28 protein-coding genes and 1 riboswitch are annotated in these 24119 nt (G+C 74.0%); of the genes, 5 read left to right on the forward strand and 23 right to left on the reverse strand.

Annotation, left to right across the window (positions count from 1 at the left end; all coding sequences use genetic code 11):
• Nucleotides 1-76: 76 nt before the first annotated feature.
• Both gcvP and M8C11_RS24075 read right to left on the reverse strand, forming a co-directional pair.
• Nucleotides 77-2899, reverse strand: a complete 2823-nt coding sequence (gene gcvP / locus M8C11_RS24070) for an aminomethyl-transferring glycine dehydrogenase (RefSeq protein ID WP_252453353.1) — start codon at nucleotides 2897-2899, stop codon at nucleotides 77-79.
• 73 nt (nucleotides 2900-2972) lie between these two features.
• Nucleotides 2973-3063: riboswitch (glycine riboswitch) on the reverse strand.
• Nucleotides 3064-3120: 57 nt separating this feature from the next.
• The gene (locus M8C11_RS24075) at nucleotides 3121-3963 is read right to left on the reverse strand and encodes an NAD-dependent protein deacetylase (RefSeq protein ID WP_252453355.1); all 843 of its coding nucleotides are present in this window, start codon (nucleotides 3961-3963) and stop codon (nucleotides 3121-3123) included.
• A 166-nt stretch (nucleotides 3964-4129) separates the two neighbouring features.
• Between M8C11_RS24075 and M8C11_RS24080 the strand changes: the two genes are divergently transcribed.
• Complete coding sequence (locus tag M8C11_RS24080; RefSeq protein ID WP_252453357.1) at nucleotides 4130-4786, forward strand: NAD(P)H-binding protein; 657 nt, start codon at nucleotides 4130-4132, stop codon at nucleotides 4784-4786.
• Nucleotides 4787-4836: 50 nt separating this feature from the next.
• Here M8C11_RS24080 and M8C11_RS24085 read toward each other — a convergent pair whose 3' ends face one another.
• The 15 genes from M8C11_RS24085 to M8C11_RS24155 form a co-directional block, all read right to left on the reverse strand.
• Complete coding sequence (locus tag M8C11_RS24085) at nucleotides 4837-5514, reverse strand: DivIVA domain-containing protein (protein ID WP_091426887.1); 678 nt, start codon at nucleotides 5512-5514, stop codon at nucleotides 4837-4839.
• Nucleotides 5511-6686: a globin domain-containing protein gene (locus M8C11_RS24090; protein WP_252453359.1), complete on the reverse strand. Its 1176-nt coding sequence runs from the start codon at nucleotides 6684-6686 to the stop codon at nucleotides 5511-5513. Before M8C11_RS24090 ends, M8C11_RS24085 begins: the two co-directional genes overlap by 4 nt.
• Before the next feature lie 2 nt (nucleotides 6687-6688).
• Entirely contained in the window at nucleotides 6689-7078 is a 390-nt protein-coding gene (locus M8C11_RS24095; RefSeq protein ID WP_120569863.1) for a group 1 truncated hemoglobin, read from the reverse strand.
• Between the two features lie 437 nt (nucleotides 7079-7515).
• The gene (locus M8C11_RS24100) at nucleotides 7516-8103 is read right to left on the reverse strand and encodes a MerR family transcriptional regulator (RefSeq protein ID WP_233585654.1); all 588 of its coding nucleotides are present in this window, start codon (nucleotides 8101-8103) and stop codon (nucleotides 7516-7518) included.
• Nucleotides 8104-8270: 167 nt separating this feature from the next.
• Nucleotides 8271-8735 carry a bifunctional nuclease family protein gene (locus M8C11_RS24105; RefSeq protein ID WP_088647333.1) on the reverse strand — a complete coding sequence of 155 codons (465 nt, stop codon included), beginning with the start codon at nucleotides 8733-8735 and terminating at the stop codon, nucleotides 8271-8273.
• A gap of 210 nt (nucleotides 8736-8945) precedes the next feature.
• Entirely contained in the window at nucleotides 8946-9647 is a 702-nt protein-coding gene (locus M8C11_RS24110) for a MerR family transcriptional regulator (protein WP_252453361.1), read from the reverse strand.
• A gap of 50 nt (nucleotides 9648-9697) precedes the next feature.
• Complete coding sequence (locus M8C11_RS24115) at nucleotides 9698-10150, reverse strand: FHA domain-containing protein (RefSeq protein ID WP_007071101.1); 453 nt, start codon at nucleotides 10148-10150, stop codon at nucleotides 9698-9700.
• Between the two features lie 216 nt (nucleotides 10151-10366).
• Entirely contained in the window at nucleotides 10367-10747 is a 381-nt protein-coding gene (gene gcvH, locus M8C11_RS24120) for a glycine cleavage system protein GcvH (RefSeq protein ID WP_013286373.1), read from the reverse strand.
• A gap of 54 nt (nucleotides 10748-10801) precedes the next feature.
• Nucleotides 10802-11737: a DUF881 domain-containing protein gene (locus M8C11_RS24125; protein WP_252453435.1), complete on the reverse strand. Its 936-nt coding sequence runs from the start codon at nucleotides 11735-11737 to the stop codon at nucleotides 10802-10804.
• A 10-nt stretch (nucleotides 11738-11747) separates the two neighbouring features.
• On the reverse strand, nucleotides 11748-12080 hold the full coding sequence (locus tag M8C11_RS24130) for a small basic family protein (RefSeq protein WP_091426880.1): 333 nt from the start codon (nucleotides 12078-12080) through the stop codon (nucleotides 11748-11750).
• A complete protein-coding gene (locus M8C11_RS24135) occupies nucleotides 12077-13030 on the reverse strand; it encodes a DUF881 domain-containing protein (protein WP_252453363.1) in 954 nt (317 codons plus the stop codon). The genes M8C11_RS24130 and M8C11_RS24135 overlap by 4 nt, the downstream gene beginning before the upstream one ends.
• Nucleotides 13027-13665: a CDP-alcohol phosphatidyltransferase family protein gene (locus tag M8C11_RS24140; protein ID WP_120569858.1), complete on the reverse strand. Its 639-nt coding sequence runs from the start codon at nucleotides 13663-13665 to the stop codon at nucleotides 13027-13029. The genes M8C11_RS24135 and M8C11_RS24140 overlap by 4 nt, the downstream gene beginning before the upstream one ends.
• A gap of 297 nt (nucleotides 13666-13962) precedes the next feature.
• Nucleotides 13963-14433 (reverse strand): MarR family transcriptional regulator, encoded by a 471-nt coding sequence (locus M8C11_RS24145; RefSeq protein WP_121684237.1) that lies wholly within the window; start codon nucleotides 14431-14433, stop codon nucleotides 13963-13965.
• 48 nt (nucleotides 14434-14481) lie between these two features.
• On the reverse strand, nucleotides 14482-15669 hold the full coding sequence (locus tag M8C11_RS24150) for a PP2C family protein-serine/threonine phosphatase (protein ID WP_120569856.1): 1188 nt from the start codon (nucleotides 15667-15669) through the stop codon (nucleotides 14482-14484).
• A 98-nt stretch (nucleotides 15670-15767) separates the two neighbouring features.
• The gene (locus M8C11_RS24155; RefSeq protein WP_120569855.1) at nucleotides 15768-16514 is read right to left on the reverse strand and encodes an SAM-dependent methyltransferase; all 747 of its coding nucleotides are present in this window, start codon (nucleotides 16512-16514) and stop codon (nucleotides 15768-15770) included.
• A 127-nt stretch (nucleotides 16515-16641) separates the two neighbouring features.
• Here M8C11_RS24155 and M8C11_RS24160 point away from each other — a divergent pair, with 127 nt between their 5' ends.
• From M8C11_RS24160 to M8C11_RS24170, 3 genes are all read left to right on the forward strand, one after another.
• Entirely contained in the window at nucleotides 16642-17487 is an 846-nt protein-coding gene (locus M8C11_RS24160; RefSeq protein WP_252453365.1) for a universal stress protein, read from the forward strand.
• A gap of 108 nt (nucleotides 17488-17595) precedes the next feature.
• Nucleotides 17596-17805 (forward strand): phosphatidylethanolamine-binding protein, encoded by a 210-nt coding sequence (locus tag M8C11_RS24165; protein WP_120569853.1) that lies wholly within the window; start codon nucleotides 17596-17598, stop codon nucleotides 17803-17805.
• Nucleotides 17802-18275 (forward strand): hypothetical protein, encoded by a 474-nt coding sequence (locus tag M8C11_RS24170; protein ID WP_120569852.1) that lies wholly within the window; start codon nucleotides 17802-17804, stop codon nucleotides 18273-18275. Before M8C11_RS24165 ends, M8C11_RS24170 begins: the two co-directional genes overlap by 4 nt.
• On the opposite strand, the gene M8C11_RS24175 is transcribed toward M8C11_RS24170, so the two are convergent.
• Nucleotides 18272-18478 (reverse strand): hypothetical protein, encoded by a 207-nt coding sequence (locus M8C11_RS24175; protein ID WP_091426872.1) that lies wholly within the window; start codon nucleotides 18476-18478, stop codon nucleotides 18272-18274. The two genes, M8C11_RS24170 and M8C11_RS24175, sit on opposite strands and share 4 nt — an antisense overlap.
• A 127-nt stretch (nucleotides 18479-18605) precedes the next feature.
• On the opposite strand from M8C11_RS24175, the gene M8C11_RS24180 reads away from it, so the two are divergent.
• Nucleotides 18606-19262 (forward strand): hypothetical protein, encoded by a 657-nt coding sequence (locus M8C11_RS24180; protein WP_120569851.1) that lies wholly within the window; start codon nucleotides 18606-18608, stop codon nucleotides 19260-19262.
• A 9-nt stretch (nucleotides 19263-19271) separates the two neighbouring features.
• Here the strand turns inward: M8C11_RS24180 and M8C11_RS24185 are convergent, their stop codons facing one another.
• From M8C11_RS24185 to selA, 5 genes are all read right to left on the reverse strand, one after another.
• Nucleotides 19272-19439: a hypothetical protein gene (locus M8C11_RS24185; protein WP_252453367.1), complete on the reverse strand. Its 168-nt coding sequence runs from the start codon at nucleotides 19437-19439 to the stop codon at nucleotides 19272-19274.
• Between the two features lie 81 nt (nucleotides 19440-19520).
• Complete coding sequence (locus tag M8C11_RS24190; protein WP_252453369.1) at nucleotides 19521-20798, reverse strand: hemolysin family protein; 1278 nt, start codon at nucleotides 20796-20798, stop codon at nucleotides 19521-19523.
• On the reverse strand, nucleotides 20798-20995 hold the full coding sequence (locus M8C11_RS24195; protein WP_030503909.1) for a hypothetical protein: 198 nt from the start codon (nucleotides 20993-20995) through the stop codon (nucleotides 20798-20800). The genes M8C11_RS24190 and M8C11_RS24195 overlap by 1 nt, the downstream gene beginning before the upstream one ends.
• A gap of 45 nt (nucleotides 20996-21040) precedes the next feature.
• Nucleotides 21041-22804 (reverse strand): selenocysteine-specific translation elongation factor, encoded by a 1764-nt coding sequence (gene selB / locus M8C11_RS24200; protein ID WP_252453371.1) that lies wholly within the window; start codon nucleotides 22802-22804, stop codon nucleotides 21041-21043.
• Between the two features lie 5 nt (nucleotides 22805-22809).
• Entirely contained in the window at nucleotides 22810-24102 is a 1293-nt protein-coding gene (gene selA, locus M8C11_RS24205; protein WP_252453373.1) for an L-seryl-tRNA(Sec) selenium transferase, read from the reverse strand.
• Nucleotides 24103-24119: the final 17 nt, after the last annotated feature.

Below are 24119 nucleotides of genomic sequence, written 5' to 3' on the forward strand. Positions count from 1 at the left end.
TGAGCGTACGCGCCGGTCATGACCGTCCGGCGCACCGGCCGGGGCGGCGACAGCCCACCGCCCCGGCGTCAGCCGCTCAGTCCTCGAACGCCTCCGGCGCGGGGCACGAGCACACCAGGTTCCGGTCGCCGTACGCGCCGTCGATGCGCCGCACCGGAGGCCAGTACCGGCCCGCCCGGTCCACACCCGCCGGGTAGGCGCCCACCGACCGCGGGTACGGGTGCGGCCACTCGTCGGCGGACACCATCGCCGCGGTGTGCGGCGCGTTGGACAGCGGGTTGTCCCCCGCCGGCCACTCCCCCGAGCCGACCTTGTCGATCTCCGCCCGGATCGCGATCATCGCGTCGCAGAAGCGGTCCAGCTCGGCCAGGTCCTCGCTCTCGGTCGGCTCCACCATCAGCGTCCCGGCCACCGGGAACGACATCGTCGGCGCGTGGAAGCCGTAGTCGATCAGCCGCTTCGCCACGTCGTCCACGCTCACACCGGTCGCCTTGGTCAGCGGCCGCAGGTCCAGGATGCACTCGTGCGCGACCAGGCCCTTGTTGCCGGCGTACAGCACCGGGAAGTGGTTGCGCAGCCGCGCCGCCACGTAGTTCGCCGCCAGCACCGCCACGCCGGTGGCGCGGGCCAGCCCGTCGGCGCCCATCATCCGCAGGTACGCCCACGGGATCGGCAGGATCCCCGCCGACCCGTGGTTCGCCGCCGAGATCGCCGGCCGCCCGTCGGCGCGCGCACCGAGGGGGTCACCGGGCAGGAACGGCGCCAGATGCGACCGCACCGCCACCGGCCCGACGCCCGGACCGCCGCCGCCGTGCGGAATGCAGAACGTCTTGTGCAGGTTCAGGTGCGACACGTCCGCCCCGAACCGGCCCGGCTTGGCGAACCCGACCAGCGCGTTGAGGTTCGCGCCGTCGACGTACACCTGACCGCCCGCGTCGTGGACCTTCGCGCACAACTGGGCGATGCCGGTCTCGTACACGCCGTGCGTCGACGGGTACGTCACCATGATCGCGGCGAGCGCCTCCCGGTGCTTGTCGATCTTCGCGTCGAGGTCGACCAGGTCGACGTTGCCGTCGGCGTCGCAGCCGACCACCACCACCCGCATGCCGGCCATCACCGCCGACGCGGCGTTGGTGCCGTGCGCCGACGACGGGATCAGGCACACGTCACGGTGACCCTCGCCGCGCTCCCGGTGGTAGGCGCGGATCGCCAGCAGCCCGGCCAGCTCACCCTGCGACCCGGCGTTGGGCTGCACGCTGACCGCGTCGTAGCCGGTCACCTCGGCCAGCCAGCCCTCCAGCTGCGCGATCAGCTCCCGGTACCCGGCGGTCTGCTCGTCCGGCGCGAACGGGTGCAGATGCGCGAACTCCGGCCAGGTGATCGGCTCCATCTCGGTGGTGGCGTTGAGCTTCATGGTGCACGACCCCAGCGGGATCATGCCCCGGTCCAGCGCGTAGTCGAAGTCGGCCAGGCGGCGCAGGTACCGCAGCATCGCCGTCTCCGAGTGGTGGCTGTGGAACACCGGGTGGGTGAGGAACCCCGACGTGCGGGCCAGCCCGTCCGGCAGCGCCGCGTCGGCGTCGCCGTCGAACCCGTCGACGCCGAACGCCGCCCACACCGCGGCGAGGTGCGCGGGCGTGGTGGTCTCGTCGCAGGAGACGCCGACCCGGTCGGCGTCGACCAGCCGCAGGTTCACGTTGCGCGCCGCCGCCGCGGCCACCACGTCGGCGGCGCGGCCCGGCACGATCGCGGTGACGGTGTCGAAGAACGCGACGTCCGCGACCTCGACGCCGCCGGCGCGCAGCCCGGCCGCGAGCCGCGCCGCCGCCTCGTGGGTACGCCGGGCGATGGCCCGCAGGCCGTCCGGGCCGTGGTAGACGGCGTACATGCCGGCCATCACCGCGAGGAGCACCTGCGCGGTGCAGATGTTGCTGGTCGCCTTCTCCCGCCGGATGTGCTGCTCGCGGGTCTGCAACGCCAGCCGGTACGCCGGGTTGCCGTCGGCGTCGCGGGACACCCCGACCAGCCGGCCCGGCAGCATCCGCTCCAGGCCCGAACGCACCGCCAGGTAACCGGCGTGCGGCCCGCCGAAGCCCATCGGCACGCCGAAGCGCTGGGTGGTGCCCGCGGCGATGTCGGCGCCGATCTCGCCCGGCGGGCGCAGCAGCGTCAACGCCAGCAGGTCCGCCGCCACCGTCACCAGCGCGCCCACCCCGTGCGCCGCCTCGACCAGGGCGCGGTGGTCCCGGACCGCGCCGGAGGCGCCCGGGTACTGCAGGTGCAGGCCGAAGAACTCCGCCGGCAGCTCGTCGCGCTCGACGTCGACCACGCGCACCTCGATGCCGAGCGGCTCGGCGCGGCTGGCGATCACCGCGACGGTCTGCGGCAGCGCGTCGGCGTCCACCACGTACACCGGGCTCTTGCTCTTGGACGCGCGGCGGGCGAGCGTCATCGCCTCGGCCGCGGCGGTGCCCTCGTCGAGCATCGAGGCGTTCGCGGTGGCCAGACCGGTCAGGTCGGTGACCATGGTCTGGAAGTTCAGCAGCGCCTCCAGCCGGCCCTGGCTGATCTCCGGCTGGTACGGCGTGTACGCGGTGTACCAGGCCGGGTTCTCCAGCACGTTGCGGCGGATCACCGCCGGGGTGTGCGTTCCGTGGTAACCCAGGCCGATCATGGACACGGCGACTGTGTTACGCGACGCCAGGGCGCGCAGCTCGGCGATCGCCTCCCGCTCGCTCGCCGGGGCGGGCAGGTCCAGGGTGCCGTGCCAGCGGATCACCTCGGGGATCGCGGCGTCCATCAGCTCGTCGACGGAGCTGTAACCGACGGTGTCCAGCATCCGGCGCTCGTCGTCGCGGCCGGGACCGATGTGCCGGTCGGCGAACTGCTCTGCGGTCATGCGCTGCGCTCCTTGGTGGGGCGAGGTCGACGGGTCGGCCTCCCCCTGAGTCGCGCTGACGCGCTCCACAGCGCCTGCCCACGTGGTCCTTTTGCCTGAGAGGTTCCGGGGAGAATCTGCCCCTTCGGCGCCGTCGGGTAGACGGTCTCTCCCACGTGGGTGGTACCGGCACCCCCAACGCTACCAGCGGGCGTGTTTCCGGCTCATGTCCCGGGGGTTGATCACACCGGCGCCGGCGCCGCCGCCACCCGGTCGGCCAGCGCGCACAGGGTGGCGCCCAGCGGGGCGTCCAGCCGCAGCGCCGCGTAGGTGTCACCGCGGGTGACGCCCTGGTTGACGATCGCCACCGGGATGCCGTGGCGGGCCGCCCGCAGCACGAACCGCCGCCCCGACATCACCGTCAACGACGACCCGAGCACCAGCAGCGCCCGGGCCCGCTCGACGAGCGCGAAACAGTCCGCGACCCGCGGGGCGGGGACCGTCTCACCGAAGAACACCACGTCCGGTTTCAGCATGCCGGCGCCGCAGACCCCGCAGTCGACGGTGCGGAACCCGGTCACCGCCTCGTCGGGCAGGTCCACGTCGCCGTCGGGGTTGACGCGCGCCACCCGCGCGTCGAAGCCCGGATTCGCCTCCGACAGGCGCAGATGCAGCTCCTCACGGCCGGTGGCATTGCCGCAGTCCAGGCACGTCACCTCGTCGAGGCGGCCGTGCAGCTCGATCACGCCGGTGGCGCCGGCGGCGGTGTGCAGCCCGTCGACGTTCTGGGTGATGATCCCGCCGAGCAGCCCGGCGTCCTGCAACCGGGCCACCGCCCGGTGCCCGTCGTTGGGCGCCGCCCGGGCAATCATCTGCCAGCCCAGATGGCTGCGCGCCCAGTACCGCCGCCGCGCCAGCGGATCCCGGGTGAACTCCTGGTACGTCATCGGGGTGTGCCGGCGCGCCGCGCCGCTGGGCCCCCGGTAGTCCGGAATGCCCGACTCGGTGGACAGGCCCGCGCCGCTGAGCACCACCACGTCCCCGGCGGCCACCAGCCGCGCCAGTTCCTCGAACGCCTCACTCACCCGTCCATCGTCCCTCGCCGCGCCGCCCGCCGCCCCTCCCCCACCCGCCTCACCCGGTTGATCATGAGGTTGGCGGTGGTCCGGACCGGCGTGCCGGGCCGCCAACCTCATGATCGACGAGGCTGGTCGCCCGGCGGCGGGCGGTGTGGCGGGCTAGGTTGAGCGCATGCGCGTCGTCATCGCCGGAGGGCACGGAAAGATCGCCAAACTGCTGGAGCGGGAACTGGCCGGACGCGGAGACACCGCGCTCGGACTGATCCGCAACCCCGACCACGCCGCCGCCCTGCGCGCCGCCGGCGCCGAACCCGTCGTGTGCGACCTGGAACACACCGACGTCGACACCCTCGCCGCCCACCTCGCCGGCGCCGACGCGGTCGTGTTCGCCGCCGGCGCCGGACCCGGCAGCGGCGCCGCCCGCAAGGACACCGTCGACCGGGGCGCCGCCGTGCTCCTCGCCGACGCCGCCGTCCAGGCCGGCGTACGCCGCTACCTGCTGGTCTCCTCCATGGGCGTGGACGCCGCGCCCGCCGACGGCACCGACGACATGTGGGCGGCGTACCTGCGGGCCAAGAAGGCCGCCGAGGACGACGTCGCCGCACGGGACCTCGACGTGACGGTGCTGCGGCCCGGCCGCCTCACCGACGACGAACCCGAAGGCCGGATCACCCTGGCCCGGCACGCCGAACCCGGCGCGATCAGCCGCGCCGACGTGGCCCGGGTCCTGCTCGCCCTGCTGTACGCCCCGGCCACCGCCGGGCACACCCTGGAACTCGTCGGCGGAGACAGCCCCATCGCCGAGGCGATCGACGCCGTCACCGCCTGACCCACCGTGCACGTCCCGGCCCGCCCCGCCGCGGCGGACCGGGACGCCGGTCAACGCTGGTGGCGGGACAACGCCGGCTGCGGCGAGCCACCGCCGCCCTGCGGCAGCTCCCGGGCGATCCGCTCCATCGTGCGCGACAACTGCTCACTGCCGTCGTCGAGGTGCCGGGCCGCCGCCTGCATGTGCGAGATCATCATCTCGCCGAAGATCCGCAACGCCTCGCGCGTGGCCACCGAGTCGTCGAAGCCGCTCCCGGCCGCGCTGCGGTACTCCGTCACCGCCCGCTCGGCCTCCCGCTTCGCCTCCTCCGCCGCCGCCCGCATGTAACTCTCGTACTGGGTACGGGCGTACTCGGCGACCCGGCGCGCGTAGTCGTGGGCCTGCGCGATGATCTGCTCGGCCTCCCGCTGCGCCGCCGACAACAGGTTGACCTCCTTCGCCGCCGGCGTCACCGCCTCGGTACTCGGGATCACCCCGTGCCGGTGCAGCTCCAGATGGTCGTTGAGCCGCTCGTTCTCCGCCCGCAGGTTCGCCACCTGCGCCGCCAGCAGATCCAGCTCGTCGGCCACCTGCAACCGGAACCGGTCCACATCGGTCTGGTCGTAGCCGCGCCGGGTGAACGCCGCCGACCCGAACTCCCACCGCCGGACCCGGTCCGAGGTCAACCGCACCTGCACCGGACCGGACACCTGCTGCGCGTCGTAACTGCTGATCGGACCCGCGCTCACCGGCTCACCTCCGTTGTTGCCGACCCGTCCGCGCCGGTCATCGTCCGCCACGCCGGGCCGTACCAGTGCTTGCCGTAACCCTCGTGATGCACCTGACCCGGCTGGTAACCGGCACCGGTCAACGCCGCCACCGACTGACCCACCATCTCGTCGGAGCCGCACACGTACACGTGCCGCGACCGCCAGTCCCCGTCGGCCAGCACCCGGTCGGCGATGCGCACCGACTCGCCCGGCCGGGCCGGATCCGCACCGGCCACGTACGACACCCGCAGCCACGGATGCGTCGCCGCCAACTTGTCGATCGCCTCGCTGTCGTAGAACTCCGTCCGCGAACGGGCCCCCACGTACAGGTCCACCCGCCGGCCCGAACCCTCCGCCGCGACCTGCTCCACGAGCGCCTTCACCGGCGCCCAGCCGGTCCCACCGGCGAGCAGCAGCAGATCCGACGACCCGGCCTGCCACAACGTCAACCGGTCACCCACCGGCGACGCCAGATGGATCTGGTCACCGGCCGCGCACCCGTACACCAGACGGGACGACACCACACCACCCGGCGCGGCCCGCACGTGCAGCTCCACCGTGCCGTCCGGACGCGGCGCGTTCGCCGGCGAGTAGTACCGCCACGACCGCACCGCCGGATGCGACACCCCGATCGACTGGCCGGGCGCGAACGGCAACAGATACTGCGGGCGTACCGTCAGCACCGCCACGTCGAACGTGCGCTGCTCGTGCGTCAGCACCTCCGCCACCCACCACGGCGGCGACTGCGCCTCCGCGGCCTGCGCGCCCTCCGTCATCACCTGCGCGACGAGCCCGTACGCCGCGGCCCAGTCCGCGGCCAGCTCCTCGGTCCACGCCTCACCGCAGAAGTGCCGCAACGTCGCCAGCAGCGCCTCACCGACCGCCGGGTAGTGCTCGGCGCGCACCGCGAACTTCCGGTGGTCCGCGCCGAGATCCCGCAGGAACCCGACCAGCCGGTCCACCTGGTCCACGTGGGACACCACATGCCCCAGCGCCGCCACCAGACGGTCCCGCTGCCCGGCCATGTTCGTGGGGAACATCTGCCGGGTCTCCGGATGCGCCAGGAACAGCGTCGAATAGAAGTAGAGCGGCACCTGGTCGCCGTGCCCGGCGACCAGGGACCAGCTCTGCTTGAGCCGTGCGACGTCCACGCTCAGGCGTCCCCCGCCGACACGACCTGCTCCCGCACCTGCCCGAGCACGACCTGCACGTCGGCGATCACGTCCGCCGGCACACCCAGCTCGACGAGCGTCGCCGTCAGGTGCTCACCGACCTTCGCGTAGTGCCCACCGGTGATGTTCAGCGGCTGATGCGCCTCGGCCAGCCCACGACCCGCGTACTCGTTCGGGCCACCGAGCACCACCGCCAGCATCAGCGCCAGGTGCCGCCGCTGCTCCACCATGTCCACGTCGGCGAAGTAGCCGGCCAGATCCGGATCGGCCAGGACCTTGTCGTAGAACAGCTCCACCGCGGCCTTCACCGCGGCCGCGCCGCCGATGCGTTCGTAGTGGGAGATCGGGGTGGTCTCGCTCGTCACCGTCATGCTCGGGTCCTTCCAGCAGGGGTCCGCGGGCAGCGCCGCGGCAGGGGCTCGCCGTCCGGCGCGGCGTCACACAGCGTTCCGCCGTGACGTCGACACGCCGACGACCGGAACGGACCATAGCGCGCCCGCCACGACACTTCACGCCGCCCCTGTCCGGATCCCGAGAACTGTCGATCACGGACAGTCAGCAACCCGGCCGGAGAAGGTGGACGCACCGCAACCGGTCGCACACAAGGCGTCAAGCCGCCCGACGTACCGTCCTTTTCGGACATCACGCGCACACATGCCGTGACCTGCGACGACTCTCACCCGGCCCGGTCCACACCGGCCACCCGCCTCAACCACCAGGCGGAGACCACACCCCGTCACCAAAACACGAATCGCGCCGCACCCTTTTTTGGGCGCGGCGCGATCCCGTCAACGAGACGCGACGCAGGTCACCCCGCCCGGCGCCGGGCCCGGCGCGCCGCCAGCTCGTCACCCACCGACTCCGCCTCCGGCTCCACCGCCGGCACGGCCGGCTCCTGCCCACCCACCGGCTCCGCCGGCAGATGCGACAACGAACCCTGGATCTCCTTGAACGCACCACCGATCGCGATGCCGAACACCCCCTGGCCGCCCTGCAACAGGTCGACCACCTCCTCCGGCGACCGGCACTCGTACACGGTCGTCCCGTCGGAGATCAACGTGATGCCCGCCAGATCGTCCACCCCACGCGACCGCAACGCCTCGATCGCCTTACGGATGTTCTGCAACGACACCCCGGCGTCCAGCAGCCGCTTCACGACCTTCAACACCACCAGGTCGCGGAACGAGTACAACCGCGACGTCCCCGAACCCGACGCGTCACGCACACTCGGCACCACCAGCGCCGTACGCGCCCAGTAGTCCAACTGCCGGTAACTGATCCCCACCGCCGAACACGCGGTCACACCCCGGTAACCGACCTCGCCGTCACCGGCCGGATCGGCCCCCACACCCGCCTGCTGTTCCGCACCCGGACCAGGATCCCGCGGCTCGTGCATCCGGACCAACCTCCCCGCGCCCGTGGCGGTGCCGCGCCGACTCCCCGTACGCGCACCCCTCGACACGGCAACCCTAACGCCGCCCCCCGGACTTCACCCGCAGGAGACACCGCGACACGCCGCGCCGGCCACCACCACGCCGACCCCGGCCACCCGGCCGGGACACCTCAACCCGCGAAGTCCTCCGGACGCACCTGCTCCAGGAACTCCCGGAACTTCTCCACCTCGTCCTCCTGCTCGTCCGGGATCACGATCCCCGCCTCGCTGAGGACCTGCTCCGCACAACGAATCGGAGCACCCACCCGCAACGCCAACGCGATGGAGTCACTCGGCCGCGCCGACACCCGCACACCGTCACCGAGGAGAAGATCCGCGTAGAACACGTTCTCCTTCAACTCGGTGATCTCCACCGCCCGCAACGGCGCCTGCAACGCCGCCAGCACATCCCGGAGAAGATCGTGCGTCAACGGCCGGGCCGGCTTGACCCCCTGCTGCTCGTAAGCGATCGCCGTCGCCTCGACCGCGCCGATCCAGATCGGCAGATAGCGGTCCCCCTCGACCTCCCGCAGCAGGACGATCGGCTGGTTGCTGGGCAACTCCACCCGAACTCCGACCACGCTCAGCTCGCGCACCGCCGCCTCCGTGTCGTCGTCACCTTGCACCGCGCCCTTCCCTGCACGGTACACGGACCAGGACACGGGAGTCCCACGCGCTACGTGCACCACGCCTCGCCGGACGGGCATACCCCGGCAAGCCTACGACACGCTCCACCGACCAGATCTTTCCGCGCCCACCCACGCAGAAGGGCCGGGCGCACACCGCACCCGGCCCCTCCGACGAGCTCACCGGCCCAACGTCGACCGCAGCCCCACCCGCACCAACGCCGCGTGCAACCGCTGCGACAACGCCACCAACTCCCGCGCCGTCTCCGCCGCCCGCGCCCGCGCCCGCGGATCGCTCTGCCGCGCCAACGGCGCCACCAACTGCGCGAACAACCCGACCTCACGATCCGCCGACAACCGGTACGCCCGCAGATGCCGGGGCTCCAGCCCGTACGCCGCCAGACCCGCCACCGCACTCGCGATGATCAACGCGTCCGCGTCGTACCACCCCGGCGGATCCGACACCAGCACACCCAGCCGCTCCAACTCCGCGAGCGTCGACTCGTCCACACCACTACGAGCGATCAGACCCGCCCGGTCCAGCCGCACCTCCGACGACTCGACCGACTCCACCGGCTCCCGGCCCGGAACCTCACCACCCGGACCCACAGCCACCAGATTCGGCCGCCCCCGCCCCGGCGACGGACCAGACCCGTCCCACTGGGCCAACTGCTCCCGGATCACCCGCAACGGCAGGTACTGATCCCGCTGCGCGGTCAACACGAACCGCAACCGCGCCACATCGTCCCAGCCGTACTTCCGATAACCCGCCGGCGTCCGCTGCGGCTCCACCAGGCCCTCGGCCTCCAGGAACCGCAACTTCGAGATCGTGACGTCCGGAAACTCCGGCCGCAACTGCGCCAGCACCTCGCCGATACTCATCAGCGCAGGCGCCCGCGCCGCCCCGGACGGCGTCGAAGCCGCAGGCTCGTTCACCCCCGGCCGGCCTCCTCCTCCGGGCGCGGACCGGCGATGAACACCACCCGGAACTTGCCGATCTGCACCTCGTCACCGTTGCTCAGCGTCGCCGCCTCGACCCGCTCACGATTCACGTACGTGCCGTTCAGGCTGCCCACATCCCGCACCGTGAACGTCCCACCGTCACGGTGGAACTCCGCGTGCCGACGCGACACAGTCACGTCGTCCAGGAAGATGTCACTGTCCGGGTGCCGCCCACTCGTCGTCACATCGTGGTCCAACAGGAACCGGGCACCCGCATTCGGACCCCGGCGAACCACCAGCAACGCCATACCCGGCGGCAACGAGCCGGACATGCGGCTCGGCACCACATCGGTGTCCGGCCCCTCCAGCACTTCGTCGAGCGAACCGAGATTGAGCGTCGAAGTGACGTCGAGCGGGGGGAACTCGTCGTCTGGGCGCGTCATGGGACCACCTCACGGATCTGTTCGGTCGGCGTCAGGGAATGGCGGGTCTGGCCGCCGGGCAACACCACACCCGGCGGCTGGCTCCCCGTGCCCGGGAAGGCGCATTCCGCAACGCTCAAACTATTGGTTCTCGGTCGACTGGGCGAGCCTAGCCAGCGCCGAAATGCAGGGCAACCGGACGCGCGGAACCTCGCCGCCGCCCGGAACAGCACGAACTCAGCTCTCGGTGAGCTCGCGGTACGCATCGGCGGTCAGCAGACCCTCGACCGCCGCCGGATCGTCCGGAGTGATCTCCACCAACCACCCCGCACCGTACGGATCCGTGTTGATCACCTCAGGGGTGTCGGCCAACGCCTCGTTGCGCGCCGCCACCGTACCGCTCAACGGCGCGTAGATCTCCGACACGCTCTTCGTCGACTCGATCTCGCCCAGCGACTCGCCCGCCGCCACCACCGCACCGGGCTCCGGCAGCTGCACGAACACGATGTCACCCAGGGCGTCCTGCGCGAAGTGCGTGATACCGACGCGGACGACACCACCGTCACCACCGACCACCCACTCGTGCTCGGCGGTGTACCGCAGATCCTCAGGAATCACCAACTGCGTCCTTCGTCATCGGTGCACCGGAGAAACCGGCGCGGCCGCGACCGGTCACGAGACCGGCCGGGCGTGGTCCAGCTTGATCGGCGCGTGCAGCTGCGAAACCTCCACAACCTCACGATCCTCGGAGGTCACGTTACCGCCGCCGTCCCGCACCGATGCGACCACCCCGCCGGGAATGTTCAACGCCGTACGCATCGTCGCCGGATCACCGATCACCATGATCGTGAACGGACCCGTCAACCGCCGCCCGTCCACCACCAGCGCACCGTCCGGCCCGTCCACGAAATACGTCGACGCGATGATCCGCGCCGCCGTACCGTCCGTGCCCTGGATCTGCATCGCCTCCGCGCCCGCACCCCGCAGCTCCTGCACCGCGTCCAGGATCCGCGTCGACGACACCGCCTTCGCCGGCCCCGAGAACCGCACCTCAAGACCCGGACCCGCAGCCGGCAACGTACCCGCCAGGATGCCCAGCTCGTCCGCCCGCCGCGTCGCCTCATCCAGCGCCGCCTGCCGGCCCTGCTCACCCGAGCGCAGCTGCCGCTGGCTCTCCTCCAGCAACTCGATCTCCTGGCGCAGCCGCCGCTCCCGCGAATCCAGATCCGACGAGATCCGCACCAGGTCCTCCTCCCGCGTCGCCGCGAGCGTCGGATCCGTCGACGTCGTCTTGAACTGCACCACCAGCGTGAAACCCAGCAACGCCAGCAACACCGCGATCATCGCGCCCGCCGACGAGAACCGCCGCGCCGCCGACGGCGCCCCCGCACCGGCCACCGCACCCGGCTCCGGCTCGGACTCCGGCACCGCCTCCCGCTCCGCGGGCTCCGCCTCGTCCGGCACCGGCTCCACCGGCGCCAACGGGCTCAACTCGTCCGGATCGGGCGCGTCCGGGCGCGGATCCGGCTCACCCGCCGGACCCGACGGCCGCGCCGGCTCCCCCGGCCGCGGCCACCCGGTACCCGTCTCCCTGTGTTCCTCGCTCATCGCCACAAACCTACGCCCGGAACAGGTGCCGGCGGATCGCCGCCACATTTCCGAAGATGCGCACCCCGAGCACGACCACCACACCGGTGGACAACTGACCGCCCACGCCCAACTGGTCACCCAGGTACACGATCAGAGCCGCCACCAGCACGTTCGAGATGAACGACACCACGAACTGCTTGTCGTCGAAGATCCGGTCCAGCTTCGCCCGCACCCCACCGAACACCGCGTCCAACGCGGCCACCACCGCGATCGGCAGATACGGCTGCAACGCCGCCGGCACCGTGGGGTCCAGATACACCCCGAGCACCACACCGGCGAGCAACGCCAGCACCGCGATCATCGGCCACCTCCCGAGGGGCTGGAAGAACCACCCGGGCCGGACGACCCGGGACTCGACGAACCCGCGCCACCCGAACCCGACGGGCGCGCACTCGGACTCACCGAAGGCTCGGCGTAGCGTAGCCGCGGCTGCGGCGCCGCCGGCAACGTGAGGTCCTCGACCCGCTTCACCCCGAACGACAGACCCGTCGTCCGCGCCACCTCACGCATCAACGCCGCCGCCCGGCTCTCGTCGAACCGGTCCCGCATCGACCGCGGCCCGATCGCCTGCACCTCGTACGGACCCGTCACCGGCCGGTAGTCCACCAGGATCGCCTCACCCGCCGAACGGATCGTCGACGTCGCCGTCAACCGCTGGCCGTTCACCGCCACCGCCTCGGCGCCCGCCGCCCACAACGCGTTCGCGACCTTCTGCAGATCCGAATACAGCACCCGGGACGGGCCCGCGTCCCCGCCGGTCACCCCGTCCTGGTCCGCCGCCGCGTCGGCCAGCCGCACCACCACGCCGTCCCCGCGCACCCGGGCCAGGCCGGTCCCCGCCTCCAGCGTGCGCAACCGGGACGCCTGCGAACCGCTCAACGTCGCGTCCCGCTGCCGGCCGACCTCCTCACGCAACTGCTCGGCGCGCTCGGTCAACCGGTCGGTCTCCGCCTCCCGCCCCTTGATCTCGGCGACCAGGCCCGCCCGCGCCGTCGCGCGGCTCGGCTCCTCCGCCATCGTCTCCCGGTACGCCACCGCGAACAGGAAACCGATCAGCGCCAGCACCACCAGGCTCACCGGCCGGCCCAGCACCTGCCGTACCCGCGACATCGAGCCCGTCGCCCGGCGCGCCGCCGCGTCCCCGTACCCCGGATCCAGCGGATTGCGGAACAGCTCGGTCAGGAAGTCCGGCGCGTACACCCGGTTCGACGGGTCGCGCTCCTTCTCCCCGTCCCGAGGCGGCGTGGTCATGCCGCCGCCTCGGTACGCCGCGCCCGCATGGCCCGCACGAGGCGGCTCGCCTGCACCACGTACATCGCGCCGGCCACCCAGTAGAGGACCAGGCCCCACCAGGCCAGCCCCCAGCCGATCGCGCCGGCGGCGGTGCCGATGTCCGGCACCGCGTCGGCGAGCAGCAGGATCGGGAACGCCGCCAGCAGCAGGAACGTCGCGGTCTTGCCCACGTAGTGCACCGGCGGCGGGCCGTAGCCGTAGCGGCGCAGCACCCCGAGGGACACCAGCAGCAGCACTTCCCGGGCCAGCAGCGCGCCGGTGAACTGCCAGGGCACCACCTCGCGGGCGGTGAACGCCAGCAGCGTGGCGAGGATGTAGAGGCGGTCGGCCAGCGGGTCGAGCAACTCCCCGAGCCGGCTCACCTGGCCCAGGCGGCGGGCGATCCAGCCGTCCACCCAGTCGCTGGTGCCGCCGACGGCGAGCACCGCGATGGCGGCGACGTCGGCCCGGACCACGAGGAACAGGTAGAGGAAGATCGGCACGCCGACGAGCCGGACGAAGCTGATCAGGTTGGGCAGCGTGAGGACGCGGTCTCCCACGACCGTGGCGGTCCCGGAATCCGGTTGCTCCGCTGGAGCCGGCCGACGCGACACCGAACCCTCCCTTCGCAGCACGGTCCGGCAGCCGGATGAACGGCTGCTGGAGGGACGTGCGCGTTGCCGGCCGGTCAGACGCCGGCGCCCTCTGTGATCCCGGGCTGGGACCTCCCCGACGCGGCCAGTGATCACGGGCCGCCCAGTTGCGCTGCCACTATATCGGGCTCGCCGTTCTTCTCCGGGTGCCCGCTGCGTCGTTGCTCAGTGGTGTCACGGTGGCGACCGTCACAACCGCTAAGGCATCCTAGGACACTAGTCGAGCGTCGACGGCCAGACGGACATGGGTGTGCGGCGTCAGGCGGTACGGGCGGTCGAATCCGAGCCGGCCTGCGGGGCGGTCGCCGTCGCGGCCTGGCTGAACGCCACCAGCGCCAGCAGCAACTCGTGCTGCACCCGGTTGGGCATCCGGTCGAGCACGGCCTGCACCGCCCGGTGCCGCCTGTCCTGCAGGTCGCGCAGCAGCGTCTCCGCCGCCGCGGTGGGGATCAGCCGCACCTCCCGCCGGTCGCGCGGGTCCGCCACCCGGCGCAGCAGGCCGACCGCCTCCAGGCGGTCGCACAGCCGGCTCGCCGACGACGGGACCACGTCCAGCAGCTCGGCCAGCCGGTTCACGTTGGTGTCCGGATGCGACACGATCAGCGACAGCACCCGCAGCTGCGTGGGCGAGACGCTGACGGTGTGCCGGGACGTCGCGGAGTCGAGCACACCGATGAGCGCCTCCGCAGCCGATTCGATGGCCGCGGCAAGATTCGGAGGTCGCTCCACTCGCTGTCCCCTGCGATCGTCCCGCTCGTGTCCGCTCCGCCGCCCCCGTCACTGCCCCGTCACGTCGTCGGACCGGCTGGAGCCGCGCCAGTCAAGGCAGACGACGACCGCGTCGTCACGGAGATCCGCGTCGGCATGGTACGCATGCAGTTCGCGCATCACCGTACCAACTGCCTCGGTCGCCGGCTGCAGCCGAGTCGACCGCATCGCGCGCGCCATCGCCCGGACGCCGTACGGCTCCTGCTCGTCGGGCTCCGCCGCGTACACCCCGTCGCTGACGACGAAGAGGCGATCGCCCGGCTCCAGAGTGAACTCCTGCACGTCGTAGCGCGTCTCGGCGAACATGCCCAGCGGCAGTTGCTGCTCCAGCGCGATCGGCGTGACCCGGCCCCCGCGCAGCCGCAGCAGTTGCGGTGAGCCGGCGTCCACCGCCCGCATCACGCCCCGGCGGCTGTCCAGCTCCAGCAGCAGCGTGGCCACGTGCCGGCTGCCCCGGTGCTGGTAGTAGATGGTGTCCGAGGCCAGCTCCGCCTGCTCCACCAGGCTGCCGCCGGAACGCCGGGCGTTGCGCATGGCGTTCACCGTCATCGCCGTGAGCATCGACGCGGCCAGCCCGCTGCCGGTGCCGTTGAGCACGGTGAGGGTGAGCCGGTCCCCGTCCACCGACCAGTCGAAGTGGTCACCGCCCACCGTGTACGCCGGTTCGAGCTGACCGGCGAGCAGCGCGTCACCGAGCCGTACGCTGCGCCCCGGCAGCAGGTCCCACTGCATCTCGGCGGCCATGCTCAGCCGCTCGCGCCGCCGGGCACGCCGGTACCGGTCGGTCTCCCGGTCGGCCGCCCGGATCGCGACGGCCAGTTCCCCGGCGGCGTCCCGGGCGGCCTCCACAGTGGCCGCATCCGGGTCGCCGGGCAGCTCCACCATCAGCACACCGAGCCGCTCCCCCCACACCGACAGTGGCAGGTAGGCGCGGCAGCGGCCGTCCTCGACGACGTCCAGCACCGGCTCCTGGCTGCTGAAACAGCGCTGCGCGACGGTGTGGGCCAGCAGCGGGCCGCCGTCGTGCACGTCCGGGTCGAGCACCGGCCAGAGTCCGCTGGCGCGGTAGTCGGCGACGAACACCTCCGCCCGCGCGGCCCCGAGCGTCTGGCGCAGCACCGCGTCCGCGGTCTCCGCCAGCTGGTCGGGTGGCGCCGTGCGCAGGGCACGTGACACCGATCCGGACGCCTCCGGCATGCTCATCCTCCGATGACGACTATTGCTACAGGGCAAACATCATACGAAGGCCGCCCGACGGCGAACGCCCCGCCTCGGCCGGGCGTGACGGGACCGGCTCAGGCGGCCGGTCGGAGCGCCAGCGCGCCGTGGAACGCGTCCGGCACCGGCTCGGGCTCACCCGCCGGCCGCCACCGCGCCACCGGCACGATGCCGTCGTCGGTCGGCTGCCAACGGCCCAGCAGCGGCGCGAACCGCTCGGGCGCCCGCATCCGGAACGCCGGGCCCATCATGGCCAGCGCCTCGGGGTGCCCGGCCAGCTCCTCGGTGTCGAAGTCGATCGCCAGCCGGCTGCCGGGCGCCGCCGCCTGGTACAGCTCGTCGAGCGTACGGGCGAGCGTGTCGTCGTCCAGGAACGCCGCCAGCCCGAGGAAGACCACACCCACCGGCCGTCTCCCCCAGCCCGGCACGAACCGGTGCAACTGCGCCCGGTCGACGGTCCCGATGTCGGTGGCGTCGCCGTAGCCGTACCCGGCCCGGTCGCTGCCGGCCAGCAGGCTGCGGCCCAGCCGGACCGTCTCCGGGTCCACGTCGGTGTAGAGCACCGTCGCCTCCGGCGCGACCTCGTGCACGTTCCCGCAGGTGGGCACGCCCGCGCCGAAGACCAGGAACCCGTCGATCCCGTCGGCGGCCATGGCCCGCACGGTGCGGCCGAGAAAAGCGCGCAGCGACCGGAAGATCGCCGCGCAGGGCCCGTACGCCGCCTCGAACGCGGCGGCCGCGGCGACGTCCACCGGGCGGTGGTGCCGGCCGCCGAGCCAGTAGTCGATCATGCGGGCGGTGCTCGGTCCGTCCGGCTGATCCATCGACGGGGCTCCTCCCCTGGGTGCTGCACGCCAGCGTACCCACCGGGCGACACCGGCGGTATCGCCCCGGGCCGCCCGCCCGGGCCGCGATACTGGCCGCGGGAGCGCCGGCCACGAGGAGGTACTGGTGAACTCGGCGAACGGGGCCGCGGTGGTGGTCGGGGTGGACGGCTCCGAACCCGCGACGTGGGCGGTGCGCCTGGCGGCCCGGGAGGCGCGGCGGCGCAACCGCCCGCTGCGGGTCGTACACGGTTTCATCTGGCCGCTGCTGCGCGTACCGGTCTCCGCGCCGGCCGGGTCACCGCCCGGCGCCGGGCTGCGCAACCAGGCCGAGCAACTGGTCACCGACGCGGTCGCGGTGGCCGAGGCGGAGGCACCCGGGCTGCGCATCACCGGCGAGATCATCGACGGGGAGGCAGCAGCGGTGCTGCTCGGCGAGTCCCCCACCGCCGCCGTGATCGTGCTCGGCGACCGGGGACTGGGCGGGTTCGCCGCGCTCGTGGTCGGGTCGGTGGCGGTGCAGGTCGCCTCGTACGCCGACTGCCCAGTGCTGATCGCGCGCGGCACCGCCCGCGCGGACGGCCCGGTCGTGGTCGGGGTGGACGGCTCCACGCTGTCGCGCGCCGCCGTCGAGTTCGCCGCCGAGACCGCGTCCGCGCGCGGCGCCCCGCTGCACGTGGTGCACGCCCGCCCGGCCCCGCGCGGGCGGGACGACCGGGCCGAGGAGGACGAGCGGGTGCTCACCGAGGCGCTGGCCGGGATCGGCGAACGGTGGCCGGACCTCACGGTGCACGCCGAGGCGGTACGCGCCAAACCGGTCGCGGCGCTGACCACGGCGTCGGCCGGGGCCCAGCTCGTCGTGGTGGGCCGGCAGGGCCGGGGCGAGCTGGGCGGGCTGCTGCTCGGCTCGGTGAGCCAGGGAATCCTGCACCGCTCCGCCTGCCCGGTAGCCGTGGTCCGGGCCCCGGACTGAGCGCCGGGCCGGGCGCCCGGCGCGGCGGGGATCGCCCCGGCAACGGTTGGTCCCGGCCCGGGCGGGTAGACGCCTACGTCAGCCGACAGCGATCCGGAGGAGGCAGAGATGCCAGGACCACGGCCGGGCAGCAACGCGTACGACAAGCAGCGGGCACGCCTTCGCGACCTCGTCGAGCAGTCCGGACGGGCGGCCGACAAGGAGGCGAACCAGGTCGCCAACCGGATCCTCCAGGACGACCGGGGGCAACGGGGTGTGGTCCGGGGCGAACGGACCTACGGCCCCAAGGGCAACCGGGAACCGGGTGACCCGAAGTGAGGACGGCAGCGGTTGTCGACGGCGCCATCGCGGGCGCCGTCGGCAGCGCCGTCCTCAACGCGGTCTCGTACCTGGACATGGCGTTGCGGGCCCGTCCGGCCAGCAGCACCCCGGAATCGGTCGCCGGACGGCTGGCCGACGTGACGCACGTCGACCTGGGCCCCGGCGACGAGGCGGCGAACCGCCGCTCCGGTCTGGGGCCGTTCCTGGGGTACGCCATGGGCATCGCCGCCGGGGCCGGGTTCGGCGTGCTCGCCGCGCGCCGGCGGATTCCGATGCCGCTGGCCACGGTGCTGCTCGGCGGCGGCGTGATGGCCACCTCCGACGGCTCGATGACGGCGCTCGGCGTGACCGACCCGCGTACCTGGCGCCGCAGCGACTGGGTCTCCGACCTGATCCCGCACCTGGCGTACGGGCTGTCGGCCGCAGCCACCTGGCGGCGACTGCGGCCGACGTCGGCTCGCGGTTAGCTGTCGCTCTCGTCGTCGGCCACCGGCTCACCGGCCGGGCCGTACGGCGACACCTGCCCCTTCGGGACGGGCCGTCCCGCGTCGGCGTTCGACGTGCCCCCGCCCCGCGAACGGCTGCCCGCCTGGGTGGCCGTCTTGCGGCTGTCCTGGCTGGTGGCGCCGAGATCGTTCCGGCGCAGTTCCTCCTGCTGCGGCTTGACCACGGGTCTCTCCTTCCCGGTGGAGCGCACGGCCGTCGACCGCGCACCCGACCGGCGTACCCGTCGCCGCCCGGCGCATTCCGGATCGGCCCGGGGGTCTGGCCGGGGCCGGGGCGGGTAAGCCGGGTGGATGCCAGACGATCGCAACGTCGCGCGTGCCCTGCTGGACCGGCAGTCCCGCACGTACGCGGAGGAGGCCGGCATCGCCCTCGCGGACCGGCCCGGCCCGCTCTACCAGTTGCTGGTGCTCACCACGCTGCTGAGCACCCGGATCCGGGCCTCGGTGGCGGTGGCCGCCGCCCGGGAGCTGTTCGCGGCCGGCTACCGCACCCCGCAGGCGATGGAGGCGGCGAGCTGGCAGGACCGGGTCGACGCGCTGGGCCGGGGCCACTACCGGCGCTACGACGAGCGGACCGCCACCATGCTCGGCACCGGCGCCCGGCTCTGCCTGGACCGCTGGCACGGCGACCTGCGCCGGCTGCACAAGGAGGCCGGCTCCGAACCGGCCGTGCTGCGCCGGCTGCTCACCGAGTTCCCCGGCATCGGCCCCACCGGTGCGGACATCTTCCTGCGGGAGGCACAGTCGGTGTGGCCGGACGTGCGCCCGTACGCCGACCGGCGCACGCTCGCCGGGGCGCGGCGGCTGGGCCTGCCGGCGAGCCCGGGCGCGCTGGTCGGGCTGGTCGGCGAGGCCGACTTCGGCCGGCTGGCGTCGGCGCTGGTGCGGGTGGCCCTGGGCGAGGAGTCGGCGGGCGAGGTGAGCCGCAGCGCCGCGACGGCACACTGAGCCGGACGGCTACTTCGCCGGGCCGGGCTTGGTCAGGTTCCAGGCCAGCAGCGAGGCGAGCAGCGCCAGCAGCACCACGCCGCCGGAGACGCCGCCCTCCCCGCCGCTGTCGCGGCTTCCGGTGAAGCCGAAGTAGATCACGGCCAGCCCGGCCAGCACGGTGACGAACGTACGCATCCCTCGGTCCTTCACGCCCGCACCGTACGACCGGCGGCGCGGGCCGGGGCGGGGATCGGGCGGCTGTCCCCCGTCCGGGTGTCAGTCCGACGTGCGGCCCACAGCGGGACCGCGCAGCCGGACCCGGCGGATCGCCCGTCCCGCCACCTCGACCACCTCGACGGTGAGGCCGGGCAGCCGGACCCGCTCCCCCGGGCCCTCGGGCAGCCGGCCCAGGCCGGCCAGCACCAGCCCGGCCACAGTGGTGTACTCGCGCGACAGCGGGAACGTCACGCGCACGCCCACGTCGGGCAGGTCGTGCAGCGGGAAGTCACCGGGCAGCAGCAGCGCCCCGTCGGGTTCCCGGACGGCGCGGCGCACGTCCCGGTCGGTCTCGTCGTACAGCTCGCCGACCACCTCCTCGAGCAGGTCCTCCATGGTGACCAGGCCGTCCACGCCGCCGTACTCGTCGACCACCAGGGCGAGCTGCTCGTGCCGCTGGCGCAGCTGCCGCATCGCGTCGGCCACCGGCAGCGTGCCCGGCAGCAGCACCGGCGGTCGGGCGCGGTCGCCGACGCGCGCGCCGTCGGCGTCCACCAGGTCGCGGATGTGCACGGTGCCGCACACGTCGTCGAGCCCGCCGGGGCCGATCACCGGCGCCCGGGACCGGCCGGTGGCCGCGAGCCGGCGCATCGCCTCGGCCGCGGGCAGGTCGGAGGGCAGCGTGGTCACGTCGCGGCGCGCGACGATGATCTCCCGCAGCGTACGGCCGGCGATGTCGAACGCCCCGGCGAGGATCTCCCGCTGCTGGGCGGACAGGCCGCGCTGGCTGACCAGCATCTCCCGCAGCTCCTCCTCGGTCACCTCCTGCCGGCTGGCGCGCGGGTCGCCGCCGGCGAGCCGGACCAGCAGGTCGGTGGAGCGGCCCAGCAGCCACACCGCCGGCCGGGACAGCCGGGCCAGCAGGTCCAGCGGCCCGGCGCTGATCAGCGCCCACCGCTCCGCCGTCTGCATGGCCAGCCGCTTGGGCGCCAGCTCCCCCACCACGAGCGTGAGGAACGTCAGCAGCAGCGTCACCAGGAACACCGCCACCGGGCGGGCGGCCCCGCCGAGGAAGCCCAGCGGGCCGACCAGCGGCTCGGCGAGCGTCACCGCGGCGGCGGCCGAGGCGAGGAACCCGGCGAGCGTGATGCCGAGCTGGATGGTGGCCAGGTAGCGGTTCGGTTCGCGGGTGAGGCGGCTCAGCCGCGCCCCGGCCCGCCCGGAGCGCGCCAGCCGCCGCAGCTGTCCCTCCCGCAGGCTCACCAGCGCCATCTCGCTGCCGGACAGGGCGGCGTTGACCAGGATCAGCACCAGCACCAGCGCGACCTGCACGCCCATCAGTCGGTCTCCAGGTCGTCCAGTGAGATCGCGTGGGTCATCAGCCAGCGGGCGAGCGCGGCCATCCCGAACAGCCACAGCGGCGCCGACTCGGTGGGGCCGTTCGTGGCGTAGATGGCGAAGCGCAGGTCCGGCGCCCGGTACGCCTCGATCCGCCACTTGTGGTTCTTGTCCCGCCAGACCGCGGAAGGGTCCATGGCGTCACGGTAGGTGACCGGCTCGGGCCGGTGGCGCCGGTTGGCTCAGCCCGGCGGGCGGACCACCTCGCGGGCGTCGTCGGGCAGCCGGCGGGTGGCGCCGCGCCGGTCCAGCAGCTCCAGCAGCGGCACCGCCACCCGGCGGGTGGTGCCGAGCGCCTGCCGGGCGGCGCTGAGCGTGAACGGCTGCGGCAGCCCGGCGAGCACGCGCACCGCGTCGTCCGGGGCGCCGGGCAGCAGCACCACGTTCTCGGCCAGCTTCAGCAGCGCGCCGGCCCGGACCGCGGCGCCGATCTCGCGGGGGCCGAGCCCGAGGTCGGCCAGGTGGTGCGCCTCCGGGGCCTGGAAGGGGCGGTCGCCGTACTCGGCCCGGACCCGGTCCACCGCCCGGGCCACCGGGTCCGGCAGTGTCCCCTGCCCGGCGGCGGTGACCAGGCCGTCGCGCAGCCGCAGCGGCGGGCGCAGCAGCGCCGTGACCAGGGCACGGTCGGGCAGGTCGAGCCGGTGGCGCAGCACGTCGACGGGTACGCCCGCGGCGAGCGGATGTTCGGCGGCGTACCGGGCCACCTCGTCGGTGAGGCGACGGCCCAGGTCCCGCCAGTGCTCCGGGTCGGCCAGCCACTGCCCGGCCACCGGCGTCGCGGTCGGCGGCACGCCCATCCGGGTCAGGTCACCGGCCCGGACCAGCCGTCGCCGGCGCAGTTCGCCGGCCAGGTCCGGCCGCCCGTCCAGTCCGGCCAGCACCGCCGCTCGGGCGGCCGCCGCGCCCCGGCGGCGCAGCGGCGGCGGGTCCACGTCCAGCACCGTCACGCCGCCCGCGACGTGGTGCCGGCCGGGGTCGCGCAGCAGCGCCCGGTCCCCGATCAGCAGCGGCAGCGGGCGGGCCAGGCGCAGCCGTACCGTGTCCGGGCCCAGCGGCCGGACCCGGGCGGGCACCGCCGCCGAGCCCACGTGCAGCGTGAGCGTGGCCGGCAGGTCGGCGGCCGGGTCGCCGGCCAGCCGCACGTCGAGCAGGTCGGTACGCCCGAACCGGCCGGGTGTGAGCAGCGCGTCGCCGCGCCCGACCCGGTCCCGGGACAGCCCGCGCAGGTTCACCGCGACCCGGGCCACCGCCTCGACCTCGGCACGCGCGACACCGAGGGAGTGCAGTCCGCGTACCCGCACCGCCTCACCGGTGGCGGCCAGCTCCAGCTCGTCGCCGACGCGCAGCCGGCCGCCGCCGAGCGTGCCGGTGACCACGGTGCCGCTGCCGCGCACGGTGAACGCGCGGTCCGCCCAGAGCCGCACCGGCGCGTCAGCGGCCGGGTCGGGCAGCCGGGCGGTCAGCCGGTCCAGGGCGGCGCGCAGCTCGGGCAGTCCGGCGCCGGTGACCGCGGAGACCGGCACCGCCTCCACCTCACCCAGCGACGTCGCGGCGATCTCCGCGCGGGCGCGCGCCGTCGCCGGCCCGGGATCGGCCAGGTCCGCGCGGGTCACCGCCAGCAGCCCGTACGACACACCCAGCGCGTCCAGCGCGGCCAGGTGCTCGGCGGACTGCGGCATCCAGCCCTCGTCGGCGGCCACGACGATCAGCGCGGCCGGGACCGGGCCGACACCGGCGAGCATGTTCGGCACGAACCGCTCGTGCCCGGGTACGTCGACGAAGGCGACAGTGCCGCCCGACGGCAGTGCGGTCCAGACGAAGCCGAGGTCGATGGTCATGCCGCGGCGGCGTTCCTCCGCCCACCGGTCCGGTTCCATCCCGGTCAGCGCCCGCACCAGCGTGGACTTGCCGTGGTCCACGTGCCCGGCGGTCGCCACCACCCACATGCCGGTCAGTCCCCCACGCTCAGCACGGCCGCGCGGACCCGGTCGTCGGCGTCCTCCGGCACGGCGCGCAGGTCCAGCAGGAGCCGGCCGTGCAGCACCCGGCCGAGGACCGCCGGGTCGCCGGTGCGCAGCGGCTCGGCGTACCGCTCGGGCAGGCTCAGCGCCCACGAGTCCAGCTCCACGCCGGGCGCCCCGCCGCCACCGACGACCGCAGCCGACGGCACCACCTCGGCCTTGCAGCCGTCCTCGCCGAGCCGGTCCCGCAGCCGTTCCAGCCGCTCCCGCAGCCGGGCCGGGTCGGCGTGCAGCGCGTCGCGGGTGGGCGTGGTCGGCGCGTACAGGGTGGCGGCGAGCGCGGCGAGGGTGAGCTTGTCGACCCGCAGCGCCCGCGCCAGCGGGTGCCGGCGCAGCCGCTGCACCAGGTCGGCGTCGCCGAGCAGCAGCCCGGCCTGCGGGCCGCCGAGCAGCTTGTCGCCGCTGGCGGTGACCAGGTGCGCGCCCGCGCGCAGCGTGGTGGCCGCGTCCGGTTCGGCCGGCAGCAGCGGATCCGGCGCGAGCAGCCCCGACCCGATGTCGGCCACCACCGGTACGCCCAGCGTGGCCAGCTCGGCCACCGGCACCGCCGAGGTGAAGCCGGTGACCACGAAGTTCGACGGGTGCACCTTCAGCACGAACCCGGTCTGCTCGCCGATCGCGGCTTCGTAGTCGGCGCGGGTGGTGCGGTTGGTGGTGCCCACCTCGCGCAGCCGCGCGCCGGTGCTGGCCAGCAGGTCGGGCAGGCGGAACCCGTCGCCGATCTCGACCAGCTCGCCGCGGCTCACCACGATCTCCCGGCCGGCGGCCAGCGCGGTCGCGGCCAGCACCAGCGCGGCGGCGCCGTTGTTCACCACGTGCACCGCCCCGGCGTCGGGCACGGCCGCGGCGAGTGCGTCGAGCGCCTCCCGGCCGCGCCGGGCCCGCCGCCCGGTCCGCACGTCCAGTTCCACGTCGGTGTGCCCGGCGGCGGCGACGAGCGCGTCCACGGCGGACGGGGCGAGCGGGGCGCGGCCCAGGTTGGTGTGCAGCACGACACCGGTGGCGTTGAGCACCGCCCGTGGCGTCCGGCCGGGCAGGTCCGCCAGCGCCGCGTCGCGTACCTGATCGGGGGTCAGCTCGCCGCGGCGGGCGCGGTCCTGGGCGCGGACGATCGCGGCCTTGACCCGGTCGCGGCCCAGCGTGCCGGCGGCGGCGGCCAGCGCGGGATCGGCGAGCAGCGCGTCGGTGCGCGGCACCCGCCGTCGCGGATCGACCTCACGCATCGCGCACTCCCGGGAAC

This window comes from Micromonospora sp. CPM1 (assembly GCF_023896895.1).
GTDB lineage: Bacteria > Actinomycetota > Actinomycetes > Mycobacteriales > Micromonosporaceae > Micromonospora > Micromonospora tulbaghiae.